General features: G+C 39.8%; 6 protein-coding genes. All 6 read right to left on the bottom strand.

The genetic code is table 11. The features are described 5' to 3' along the window. Positions 1-809: 809 nt before the first annotated feature. The 6 genes from RM049_RS23075 to RM049_RS23050 all read right to left on the bottom strand — a co-directional run bounded on the left by RM049_RS23075 (position 810) and on the right by RM049_RS23050 (position 11,125). Complete coding sequence (locus tag RM049_RS23075) at positions 810-1,688, bottom strand: DUF928 domain-containing protein (RefSeq protein ID WP_322705828.1); 879 nt, start codon at positions 1,686-1,688, stop codon at positions 810-812. 11 nt (positions 1,689-1,699) lie between these two features. Further along, positions 1,700-4,024, bottom strand: coding sequence for a CHASE2 domain-containing protein (locus tag RM049_RS23070; protein ID WP_322705827.1), 2,325 nt, complete (start codon positions 4,022-4,024; stop codon positions 1,700-1,702). Between the two features lie 35 nt (positions 4,025-4,059). Further along, positions 4,060-5,307 carry a DUF1822 family protein gene (locus tag RM049_RS23065; protein WP_322705826.1) on the bottom strand — a complete coding sequence of 416 codons (1,248 nt, stop codon included), beginning with the start codon at positions 5,305-5,307 and terminating at the stop codon, positions 4,060-4,062. Positions 5,308-5,326: 19 nt separating this feature from the next. Further along, a complete protein-coding gene (locus tag RM049_RS23060) occupies positions 5,327-6,664 on the bottom strand; it encodes a sigma-70 family RNA polymerase sigma factor (RefSeq protein ID WP_322705825.1) in 1,338 nt (445 codons plus the stop codon). Between the two features lie 59 nt (positions 6,665-6,723). Beyond that, positions 6,724-8,856 carry a CHAT domain-containing protein gene (locus tag RM049_RS23055; RefSeq protein ID WP_322705824.1) on the bottom strand — a complete coding sequence of 711 codons (2,133 nt, stop codon included), beginning with the start codon at positions 8,854-8,856 and terminating at the stop codon, positions 6,724-6,726. A gap of 118 nt (positions 8,857-8,974) precedes the next feature. After that, positions 8,975-11,125 (bottom strand): NHLP family bacteriocin export ABC transporter peptidase/permease/ATPase subunit, encoded by a 2,151-nt coding sequence (locus RM049_RS23050; protein ID WP_416212656.1) that lies wholly within the window; start codon positions 11,123-11,125, stop codon positions 8,975-8,977. Positions 11,126-11,138 lie beyond the last annotated feature (13 nt).

The raw sequence follows: 11,138 nt of genomic DNA, 5'->3' as shown, positions 1-11,138 counted from the left end.
AGTTTCTCAAACCCAGTCCCCGTGAGCATTTGCCATTTGCGGATGAGTCTATTGGGAAAACCTGGGTTGATTTATGCTTTTGAGCTAGGTGCAAAAATTTACCGCTTAGTTATTTACTTATACCAATTCTGTATGAAGATGCATTTAATTTTTTAACGAACCGCCTTCTCTACGAGAGGCTTCTGCCAACGCGCAGCTTTGGCAGAAGCCTCCCCGCAAGCCTACGGTGTACACACAAGTCTCTCGATCTGCACCTTTGTTGCATCGTCTTGCACCTTTGTTGCATCACCTTGCACCTTTGTTGCATCGTCTTGCACCTTTGATGCATCACCTTGCACCAAGTTCGGATGATTAGTTATGATTGCAGTTCTCGCGTTACCCCTCCCCAACCCTCCCCTTGGCAAGGGGAGGGTGCCGTAAGGCGGGTGGGGTGCAATGGTTGTGGGAATTATAACTAATTATGCGGATATGATATGAAACGGTATTACACCCAGCCTCAAAAAGCAACCTGAGTGCGTAAGTCCTGTATTAGACCTCTTGCAAAAGTGTTTTTTGCACTCTTGTGGGAAAAGGGATGCATCTGAATGTCACTAAGATAAGCGTTAACCCTTGGTATTACTGGTTTTGGGGTGTAGGGTGTGGGGTGTGGGGTGTAGGGAATTACGAACAACTTGGTTTTGTCTGGCGCACTAAAATTCAATTTTTATTAACACTACACCCAACACCCTACCCCCAACACCCTGCCCTGACGATATTTCACATGAGTCTTCGTGCCATTCGGATGCATCTTTATTGGGGAAAGGAAAATACTAAACCTTTTCCCCTTTTCCCGACTTCTGCAAGAAGTCTATTGGAGTACAGCACTGTGTAAGAGTTTCGCTGGCAACGTCTTGCAAGCCAACAGACTCTAACAGGTCTTGCCAGTCAGAAGCTAGGATAGTATCTTTTGGTTTAGCAAGGCGGAGTTGGGTTAAAAGTGTCAGTGCGTCTTGCCAGATGCCCGCTTGAGCATAAAGGGCGACACGTTCTTGCGGTGTTGCTGTTCCTAAGCGACGAACTAAATCGGGGTTCGGTTCTATTCGTTGTACTAACCCTTCGACAGCAATATCCTCTGATTCTTCAGAGGAGGTTTGTGATTTGCAATCAACTAAGAAGTACCAATGATAATATTTACCAATTTCTAATGGTTTCTCTGTTGTCGGAACGCGAACGCTAATTACTCCGGGCGTTCCTGATAAGTTAATTAACAGAGGCTCTTTGGTGATGGAATTATTATTTTCATCTAGTACTACAAACTTTACAACATCAATATCTTTAATTTGGTAAGGAAGGTAAAACCAAAAGGTAGGATATTCAGCAGTTGTTAACCCTAAAACAAATTTTGATAAGGATGTGTCTGTAGTTGTTTGTTGCTTTAGACTCAAAGTTCTTGGTATCAATGGTACTAATGCAGTTAGAGGTTTGCTGACATTTGGACAATCACCACGCGTTCCTGCTCCTTGGCGATCGCTAGGCGCACCCCGGTTTTCTGGTTCCTTTTCTAAAGTTGGTTGAATAAAGCGGATTTTAGTACTATTCGAGTTATTGTTAGGTGGTTGTTGAGGTTGTGCGGGTTGTGTAAAACTAACTACTATAAAAGTAAGACTAAACACTAATATCTGGGGAAATCGAAAATTTATTTTATTCATAATCAGTTTAATTAAGTATTTTGTTGGTAAACTCTGGGATATAGACGAATTCCAAAAGCAGTAGTTATTAAGACAAAAACAGTAGGAACAAACGGCACCCAACCACCGAATAGCAAGAGGATAAAGCAGCAGCCGTATAAGGTAATTAATGCAACACCAATTATCGCAACTAGCTGCGATCGCGACCAATGATACAAAGCGATTATTCCTCCTATTAATGACCAACCGCACAGCCAAAGAACTTCGCCCCATGCAGGCCATACCCATAACAGCGGTCGGCGATTCATAACGGCGCTAAGTATCTGGCTAACCATGTGAGCGTGAATTACTATACCTGGTATTTCTTGATAGGGCCTAGTTTTTGTACTGTAAGGTGTCAAGAAAGAATCTTTAACACTGTCAGCATCAACACCGATTAATACAATCCGATTTCTCACCCAATCGGGATTCAATTGACCTTTGAGAAGTTGTGCGAGAGTAACTTGTCGAGCAACTTCGCGTGAGGAGCGATAATTGAGTAGTAATTGATGACCTCGTGCGTCAAATTGTTGATAACCACCTGTAGGAATATCTATAGGTTTAAAGACAACTTTGCCAAGTTGCAAATATCCTTGATTGTTAATTTGAAATTGAATCCCCTCTTTTGCTAGATAGTGACTTGCCAGTTGCCAGCTTAAGGAGTAGCGTGTTTTACACGGGGATTCTGGGTCTGGAGTTACGGCTAATAGCTGACGACGAACTACAAAGTCACTATCTAGCACAACATCACTAAAGCCAACGCGATCGCCTGGAATTTCTGGCGGAGGTGAAATGCCAGTTGCTTGTGTATTGTCTCCACTGAGTTTACAAATAGCAAAAAACTTGTCACTTTTATGCAAGCGAGTTGCTAAATCTTTGTATTGAGGTTCTACTGTAAAATCACGATAGAGATCCAAACCGATGGCTCTTGGTTGGTATAAGTCCAATTTCTGCATTAACTGTTGCAATACCTCATCTGATAACGAGGATTTTTGCCGCTGCTTTTGGGCTTGAATGTCTGCTTCTGTAATCTTAACTATTAATAGGCGTTGGTCTGGGCCTTCATCTGGTCTGAGCTGCATCATCGAATCGAAAGCCGACAGTTCCCATTGTTGCATTATTCCTAGCGATCGCAGGGTTGCTGTTGCAAGGGCGATCGCTATACTTGCCACAAATGCTGTTTGCAGTCTCTTTTTTTTGAACCAAGGAGAAGATATCGCTGCTGTTTGCTGGCGTAACCCATTCCATGTCAGCGGTTCTGCTGCTGGGTTTTGGTAAATCATTGGTAACCAAGAAGCAGTAGGAAATTCATCTTCTAGACCTTGTAATCTTTCTCGTGCGTAACGTGCTGCTAAATAGTAAGATTGACCTTCTGCTAAAGCTGAGAGAAAATTCTTTAAAAACTCTTGAGCAACAAAATCCGGCACATTTTCTCGCATAATAATAACTTGGGGAATGTGCAAATCGGCTAACTGCCATGCCAATCCCAAACCATCGCAGGAGTTAAAAATAGCAAGTTTTAGACCTTGTGCAACTGCATATCTCAAAGCATTTTTTAATTCGGGTATGGTTAAACTGCTGGTTTGGTTAATATGTATTAAACCTGTATCTTCTTGACTTTGACTATGGCCTGCAAAAAATAGAATATCCCAGCCTTGTTTATCCCATAACCACTTATCTAATTCTTGGCGTGAAGGCTCTACCAAAAATATTGTTGATGCATGAGGTAATTGCTTTAGTAATGTTTGGTCTTGTTGGATATCAATTCCTGTACTATTACCTAATATCGCCAAAATTCTAACTAGTCTGCCATTTTTTTTAGGTAAAACTCTAACTAGCTCATAACTTGGAGGAGTTAAAGCTACTTCTGATTTTTGGTAATCTTCAAAAAAGTTCCATAGATGCCAAGGTAGTTTTCGTAGCAGGCGATCGCTTGTTTCAATAATCACCTGAAATTCTTCATCTAAAGTCAATCTGGCTCGTAATTGTTGGTCAATTTTACGAAAAGAATTTGAGTTGAGCCAACTATTAATTTGCTGATGCAACTCCCGACAAACTTCAGTAAAATCGATTTCACTAACATTAGTCAAACCAACTGGTTCTATTTCAATTAAAGCACGACCGTGAAATCGTTGTTGCAGTGCTTGATATATTAATTGATAGCGTTTATAGAGTTCAGCAATTTCTGGGGCTGCGGGTAAACTACCTGTAAATTGCATTGGGCGAGAGTTGTTAGTTTCCCACAATTGTGCGTTAACAACCGAGAAGCCATCGTTTAAATTACCTTTATCTAAATTTATAACAACTAACTTACCCATCGTTAATTACTAAACCCTCCCCTACCTTCTACTTATCAAACCACAAAATCTTCTGTAATGCTAAAATTACCTAAAATCAATTGAATACTAAAGCTAGTTTCACGCAAACATTTAAAACGATTTAGTGAAATATAGTAATCTTGAGTTCTAGATTCAACTACTTGTAAAGTCTCTCCTGAACTAGAAAGTACTAGTTTTAAATAGGGTGGCAAATACTTTTGATTACCAGTAGGATGCGCTTGCACTAAAACACCAATTTTTTCCTGTGCTTCTTCAGTCAGAGCAACTAGCAGTACTACAGATTGTTCTCCTAATTGCATTCCCAAATCAATGAGTTTACCCCCATTAACACCAGATATCCTAGAAGCATCAAAACTTCTGGTAGCAAACGCTAAATTTCCCAACTGTGGCGTATTGATTAGCGTATCAATGGATTGCCAACCTATCTCAAAAACTTTGTCGAACCATTGACTCAAATTTACTTGTATTTTGTTGGGTACAATGTCAGCAACAGGTGAAACCTCACTTTGCAATAAACCTAAACGCTGATTGTAGAGTTGCTGTCGCCATTGTTCGTTAGCAATTAGTCCTGCCCATTGGCTAAATGATACATCTGAACGTAAACGCGGTGAATAAATAGATGGATTAGCTAAAGTTCGTAACAAATCTTGAGCTTCATCTGTTGATAAAGTTGTTAAAGGTGACACTTCTTCTCGGAAATTTAGTCCTAATGTTGCTAACAGTATGGTAAAGTTTTCTGTTAACTCATCAACTGCTAAAGAATAAGTGCGATCGCTTTGATTATATCTAGCTTCATTTTTCAATTGACGATGAGTTGCAAAGCCACGTACCGCCATCCAACATTCATCTTCATCATCCAAATTTACCTGTACTGCTAAATAATAGTCAGCTATCCAATTGGGGATATCTACCCACTCCTGCGGTACAGATAATTCTTCTAAATCTGTCGTTTCAGTTGGTAATAGTATTAATCGTGTTTCACCTAATTGAATAGCTATACCATTCACTACTTCTAAAATAGTAGGTAGAGTATCTTTTCCAGGCCATACTGAGGGTTTCGGGCCGGATTCTTCTTGTAGCCAATCTTCAAGCCAAGTGATGAAACTATCCAAGCAAATATGATTCAGATATGAATTGTAACGAGCGATAGGATTAGAGTGGTGTTGCTGGCTATATTGCCACGCTTTTTTTTGTTCTGTTTCTGCAATTTTTAACCAAAGATGCTTTGTGTTATTACTTGCTAATTCCATTAAGTTAAACATTGACTTTACCTACTTGTATTTACTTAGATTTGGGAAAATATACATCGATAACGATATTAATCGTTTCTTCTATTTCTAATTTTTCGCCTGAATTATATCTTTGCTTGAGAATTGATTTACTTAGAGATTTATAGTGCTTTGATAACCATTTTTCTACATACTCTTTCACCCAAATATTTATCTGTTCGAGCAAATTTGCTTGTAGCTTATACTGAGTTTGAGAAAGTTTTTCCTTTAGTTCAGTTTGTTTGATACCTAATTGGTTGGCAATTTTGCTTTCACTCAATTTTTGACCGTAACAAAGTTGAAAAATTTCTTTTTCTTCCCCAGATAGTTTTTTGATAGCTGAGACTAAAGCTGCTTGAATCAAATCTGAGTGTGAGGGATTAGTGTAATCTTTTTCTAACCAATTTGTCACATAATCATTGACCCATTGTTGAGATTGGGATATGCCTGCTAAAGTTTCTAACAGCGTAATTGTAGACTTTTTCAAATACCGAGAAATTGTACTTTGATTAATTTCTAACCTAGCTGCTAACTGTTGTTGATTAAGCCCAAACCCATAGTAAAGCAGCAAAAGTTTTTGAAATTCAGGTTTCATCGCTTCTAGTTGTTCGCGCAAAGACGAACTAGTTTTTTTGTTAAGAAATTGCTGACTTTCTCCTACTTCTTCTGCTGAGTCGTGCCATTCCAGTTCTAAAGTCTCTTCTTGGATATCAGATTGTGCTTCATATCCACTAGTTTGTAAGGCATCAAGAGACCATTGAGGTACTATAGATTTTGGATAGTTTTGTAATGCTGCAATAGAATTTTCCATCCAAGATTGAATTTGCTTGGCGGTAATATTATTTGCAGCAGATACTTCATGAGGTGCAGAAGACAAGACTTTCTCTGCATTGTAACACTGAGCAGCTTGTTCAAAATCTTCTGTATCTGGATCGGGCCATTTCTGACCATTTTTTCTGGCAGGATTTTGAACTTTGTTAAATAAATAAACTTGTTTAAAATATTTTTTAGCAAAAATAATCTGAGAAATATTAGGTTCGCCAAGCCCTGATACTTGCAGTGCTTCTCTTAACTCTTTATCGCTCTTTTTACATAACATTCGCCACTTAGAAAACTTTTTCACTCGCATTTCATCTTTAATGCTGTTTTCTAAGGCGGTTGTTACATACGTCTCAATATTAGATTGCTGCGAATTATATTTAGACAATATTTCTGCTAATTTCAAGGGATCGTAAATTATCACTCTCGCAAAACAGAGATATTCTTCCCAATTTTCTTGGTTTTGAAATTTACAGATATTTTTAACTGCCCAATAGCATTTTTCTTCAAAATAACTTGCTAGATGCTCCAATGCTAGTTGTTGTTTATTTGCTGGTTCCCATTCTGCTAATCTTTGAAATTCTTTAAGAGCTATCGTTTTGGTTTTGATTTGGGTTCTAGCAGTTGCAAACCAGGAGATAGGGCAACGCTGTAGTTTTCTATGAGATATTGCTTGCCATTGTAGAGGGCTGCCATCGGAATATTCCGCAAGGAACCATCTAACACAAACACTAGGGTTTTGATTTGGCTTTGAGCCAAGTCTGCCTCTAAAGGTTCGATTAACCAATTGTATACTTGTTGAGAAAGCGCCTGGCGATCGCTAAATGTATAACGTTGCTTAAGTTTTTTTTGTAACTGTTCTAGTACTGTCTCTACTTCACTTTTTGCTTTGTAAGTCCTGTAGTGATGAAGTTGCTCTATATGCGGCAACTTGACAATTACCTCCACACGGTCTGTCAAAATAATTGGGTAGATGACTGCTGTGGCAGGATTAGCATTATCAACCACTTCATCAATTGAGGTTGGTTGAACAATCGAACAGGCATCTCGAAAAAAGTTGTCTAGTTGAGCTAACTGTAACGCTTCAATGACATCACGAGCTTGTTTTAAGTTTTTCTGGCTCGGTTTCTCAGGTTGTAACAATAAACCAACTAACTGCCGATATACTGGTTCTACGCGATCGCGCAAGTCAAACTGAATATCTGGATTGAGGGACACCAAATCAGTACGTAAAGACTTGAGAGTGGTGACTGCTTCAGTGTAAGCTGCCACTGCTGCTTGTGAATTTCCCTGCGCCAACAGTAGACGGCCCAACTGCCATTGCCATTGAAAGGCAATATCTGATGCATCAATTACCTGTGCGAGGTTCAAGGCTTGTTCGGTGTATTGCCGAGCCAGCGACAATTGTTTAGTCTGTTCGTATAACTGACCCAAGTTACCTAATGCGTAAGACTCAGACCTCCGATCTTGCAGGTCTTGGGCTTGTTGAACAGCTTTTGTTAATATCTGAGAAATTTTATCTACATTGAAGGTAAAATTTTCTTTTGTCTTTTGACTTGCTTCATTGAGACATACTAAACTCCGGGCAAAGTTTACCTGAGCATAGACTACAGCTCGACTTGGGGTAAGTTCTGCTAAATTAGATTGTAATAATTCTAACTCTTCATTTGAGAGATTTTGCCCAAGAGATAATAATACAGTTAGGCGATTGAGTTGGGCTTGAATTTTAGCGATCGCTGATGTAGATTTAATCGCACTTTTATAGTATAAGTCTGCGGCTTTTTGATAATAGGTTTTAGCATTTTCTGAAATCACATCGTGGTTACAATATAGTGGCAAAGGATTTTCCTCACTACTTGCATCACGTTGTAGACTTTTGTTGCCAAAACTATATAAAGTATTACCTAAGCTCAACAAAGTAGCACTTTCCTCTTGAGGCAATTCCATATTTTGAGCCATTGCTAAACTTTGCTCAAGTAGCTGCTGAGACTTTTCTAAATCGCCCCTCACTCTTAAGGTATTGCCTAAACTACGTAATCCTAAAACTTTCAGTAGGGAGTCTGGCTGTGCTTGGAGATTTTGCTCCACTTGCTGCCAAATTTTCATCATTCGCGTAGAAAATCCCAAAGATTCCAAGGCTGTAGCTTGGTTAATTAAACTACCAATATGACCTGCTGTATCGCCGATTTGAGTATAGGTTTTGGCTGCTTGTTGCCATGATTCTAAAGCTAATTCAGCTTGTCCTAACGCTAATTGCAAAATACCTTGAGTATTGAGAGCAAGAGCTAAAATGTGTTTTGCTTCTTTACTTCTGGGCTTTGTTTGAATAAGTAACTTTAAACTGCTAGAAATTGTTGCCTTTGCTTGGTTCCATTGTCCTAGTTTCTGTTGTGTTAAAGAGAGATAGCTTAACGCTAAAGCTTGGTTCAACTCATCTTTTTGGGATTCATATATCTGTGCAGCCTGCTGCAAGCTTTGTGCCGCTTGAGTAAATTTTTCTGTTTGGTAAAAAGTTCTACCTTGTTGTATTAGTTGTTCAATATTTGTTGGTGCTGAAACTTTTTCTCTAATCGACTGTTCTGAAAATTGAGTAAGTTTAGATTCAGCCGGAAGGATATGAAAACTCAACGTGAAAATTAGCCCCAACATAACTAAAAGGACAATTTGCAACCTGCGTCGCCACATTTGACTTGTATAGAGGTATAAACGCACTTTTTTTAGCATATTTTGTTCCTTATGAAGATGCGTCTAATTATTTTGGAACATAGCGAATTAAAACCTCTGCGTACCTTTGCGCTAACCTTTGCGTACCTTTGCGTTGAAAAAACGGAAACCTGAATCCTTACAAAATTTTCTCACCCCAGCCCTCACTACGGATTAATTGCAAATAATATCCTTCAACTTGTTGCAATTCTTCATGAGTACCGCGTTGCACGACTTTTCCGCGATCGAGGACAATAATTTCATCACAATCGCGGATAGTACTCAGCCGATGCGCCACGATAATGCAGCTACATCCGCGCTGACGTAGTTTTTGGTCAATAATTTTTTCTGTTTCAGTATCCAAGGCGCTCGTTGCTTCATCCACAATCAGAATAGAGGGGTTGTTAACCAAAGCACGAGCAATTTCCAAACGCTGTCTTTGACCGCCGCTTAAATTAGCAGCTCCTTCTGAGAGTTTACTATCATAGCCCCCAGGTAAAGAGAGGATAACATCGTGAATCGCTGCATCTTTACATGCTTGCACTAAGGAACTTTCAGATACAGTAGTGTCCCAAAGGGTTAAATTGTCCCTGACGCTACCAGCAAATAGTAAAATATTTTGCTCTACGAAGGCGATAGAATTGGCTATGACTTGGCGAGGAATTTGGTTTCTAGGTATGCCATCAAACTTAATTTCTCCCTGAGTTGGTTCGTACAACCCGCATATCAGTTTGGCAATGGTAGACTTACCGGAACTACTCTTACCAATCAAGGCAACTCGCTGTCCTGGTTTAATTGATAAATTGAAGTTTTCAATTAAGGGAGTTTCTACTTCGCCGTAACTAAATGTCACATTCTCCAACTTGACATACCCCTGCAATTTGGGTTGGAGGTAATTAGCAAAAACTTTCTCCTGTGCTTGCTGTGTTTCCTCTGTCAACTCTGCAACTACCGGGTTTTGCAAAACATCATCCAAGCGATTTAAACTACCCTCGACTTCTTGGAGGTCGCTACCAAGACTAACGAGATTATTCACAGGTTCCATAAAACTTTGCATCAATCCTTGAAATGCTACTAGCATTCCGATACTCAGGTTCCCATCCATAACCCGCAGTCCACCAATAACTAAAACTAGCATTGATGTAATTGCTGACAGGAACGAAGGCAAAATTCCCAGAGTCTGGTTAGTTATATTTACTTCCTGGTACGCGTTAATCGATTTGGCATAATAACCCGCCCAGCGAGCAAAGAAATCAGATTCTAAGCCTGATGCTTTCAAGGTTTCCATACTTTGAAGACCAGAAATAGCTACTCCGTTAACTTTGCCTTGTTCCTGTATTAATCTGATGTTGGCATCTACGCGCCACCGAGAGATTTTGTGCAAAGTCAGGAGATTAATGGCAACAAAAATAATGCCAATTGAGGTTAACACCGCATCATATTGCAGCATCACAATAGCATAAAAAATTACCATGACTGCGGCGATCGCAGTTGTGGCTAACTTCCCTGAAAGCAGATTGGCTAATCTGTCGTTTAGGTGGATGCGGCTGCTGATTTCTCCAGCAAATCTGCAATCGTAAAAACTCACAGGTAAGCGTAGAATGTGCCATAGAAATCGGCTCGACATACCCACAGATAACTTAATTTTCATCCGGCGCAGAAACTTTAACTGTAGTAATGTCAACAGTCCATTGACGATCGCTGTCAGGATCATTCCTAACAAAAGCGGTCGCAGCCAATCTTGTCTGTTCTGCACCAAAACATTATCTACAAAAATTTGGGAGAATATAGGTGATGCCACTCCAGGAATGACTAGTAAAAATCCAGCACAAATGCAGAAAGCGAGTACCTGGCCAGACCCTTGCAAACGTTCCCGCAAACCTAGAAGAACATTAGGTTTACTACCACCTTTTTTGAAATTTTCACTAGGTGTAAAAAGCAGTACAACACCTGTAAAACTTGCATCGAATTCTTCTAGGGATACAGACCTCGGCCCAGTTGCGGGGTCATTGATGTAAACTTGCTTGTTATTAAACCCCTCTACAACTAAGTAATGATTAAAATTCCAAAAAACGATGTAAGGGCATTGCAACTGTCGCAGTCCATCTAAGTCTGCTTTCATGCCTTTGGCATTCAACCCGTAACTTCTAGCAGCCTTGAGGATATTTACAGCTCTGCTGCCATCCCGCGATACTCCACAATCTTGACGCAATTGTGGTAGGGGTACAATCCGACCGTAATAACCTAAGATAATTCCCAAAGCAGCAGCACCACATTCTACCGCCTCCATCTGCAAAACAGTT

Source organism: Nostoc sp. DedQUE04 (assembly GCF_034530995.1).
Lineage (GTDB): Bacteria > Cyanobacteriota > Cyanobacteriia > Cyanobacteriales > Nostocaceae > Nostoc.
This window is presented reverse-complemented; position numbering and strand designations above follow the sequence as displayed.

Excerpts from the sequence above, each read along its gene's own strand:
- RM049_RS23075 (WP_322705828.1), bottom strand. The coding sequence starts at position 1,688 with ATGAATAAAATAAATTTTCGATTTCCCCAGATATTAGTGTTTAGTCTT.
- RM049_RS23070 (WP_322705827.1), bottom strand. The coding sequence starts at position 4,024 with ATGGGTAAGTTAGTTGTTATAAATTTAGATAAAGGTAATTTAAACGAT.
- RM049_RS23065 (WP_322705826.1), bottom strand. The coding sequence starts at position 5,307 with ATGTTTAACTTAATGGAATTAGCAAGTAATAACACAAAGCATCTTTGG.
- RM049_RS23055 (WP_322705824.1), bottom strand. The coding sequence starts at position 8,856 with ATGCTAAAAAAAGTGCGTTTATACCTCTATACAAGTCAAATGTGGCGA.
- RM049_RS23050 (WP_416212656.1), bottom strand. The coding sequence starts at position 11,125 with ATGGAGGCGGTAGAATGTGGTGCTGCTGCTTTGGGAATTATCTTAGGT.